The organism is Bacteroides caecigallinarum (assembly GCF_016902295.1).
Classification (GTDB): Bacteria; Bacteroidota; Bacteroidia; order Bacteroidales; family Bacteroidaceae; genus Phocaeicola; species Phocaeicola caecigallinarum_A.
Genome location: NZ_JACJLQ010000110.1, coordinates 1 through 1,320, shown reverse-complemented (window position 1 = coordinate 1,320; position 1,320 = coordinate 1). Strand labels below are relative to the sequence as shown.

Annotated in this window: 1 protein-coding gene; it reads left to right on the top strand. The window is 47.7% G+C overall.

Going from position 1 to position 1,320, the window contains the following annotated elements:
* Window positions 1-116 precede the first annotated feature (116 nt).
* Window positions 117-1,320: nucleotide sugar dehydrogenase (locus tag H6A27_RS14380; RefSeq protein WP_204509183.1), on the top strand; the 1,204-nt coding region annotated here is incomplete at its 3' end.

Sequence of the window (1,320 nt, the reverse complement as noted above, 5' to 3'; positions counted from 1 at the left end):
GGTTGCTCCTCAGCAGAGCCTACTTCCTCTTAACATCCTGATACAAAGATATAAAACTAAAGTTAATTAATAATGAATTATCCAACTTTGTTTGGATTTTAAATGGAAAATTGAATATGAAAAATATAGCAATTGCAGGAACAGGGTATGTGGGCTTGTCGATAGCCACATTACTGGCACAGCATCACAAAGTGACAGCTGTGGACGTGATACCGGAAAAGGTAGAGAAAATAAACAATAGAGTCAGCCCGATACAGGATGAGTATATAGAGAAGTATTTTGCGGAAAAGGAACTGAACCTGACAGCTACACTGGACGGGAAGGCGGCTTACAGGGATGCGGAATTTGTGGTTATAGCGGCGCCTACGAACTATGATTCGGTGAAGAACTATTTCGACACTTCGCACGTGGAGGAGGTGATTGACCTGGTGATGGAGGTGAACCCTGAGGCGGTGATGGTGATAAAGAGTACTATCCCTGTGGGATACTGCCAGAGTCTGTACAAAAAATATGGCAGGGAACTGAAACTGCTGTTCGCGCCTGAGTTCCTGCGCGAGAGCAAGGCTCTGTATGACAATCTGTATCCGAGCAGAATAATCCTGAGCTATCCTACTGAGGAGGTATCGAGCCATGCTGAGGAGCTGAAAAAGGCGGCAGAGACTTTTGCAGGGCTGCTGCAGGAGGGGGCGATAAAAGAGAATATCGACACTCTGTACATGGGACTGACGGAGGCGGAGGCGGTGAAGCTGTTTGCAAACACTTATCTGGCGCTGAGGGTGAGCTACTTCAACGAGCTGGACACTTACGCTGAGATGAAGGGGCTGAACACTCAGGATATCATCCGCGGGGTGAGTCTGGACCCGAGAATAGGGAACCACTATAACAACCCGTCGTTCGGATATGGTGGCTACTGTCTGCCTAAGGACACTAAGCAGCTGCTTGCGAACTATAAGGACGTACCGGAAAATCTGATAGAAGCTATAGTGGAATCGAACCGCACAAGGAAGGATTTCATAGCGGACAGGGTGCTGAAAATGGCGGGATATTATGATTACTTCAATCGTGGCGACTATAACTCTTCAGAAGAGAAGGAGTGCGTTGTGGGTGTGTACCGACTGACAATGAAATCGAACAGTGACAACTTCCGACAGAGCTCCATACAGGGGGTGATGAAGCGTGTGAAGGCGAAGGGGGCTACGGTGGTAATATACGAACCTACACTTGAGGACGGAACCACTTTCTTCGGCTCGAAGGTGGTGAATGACATGGAGAAGTTCAAGAGCATGAGCAACGCCATAATAGCGAACAGATATGACGCAT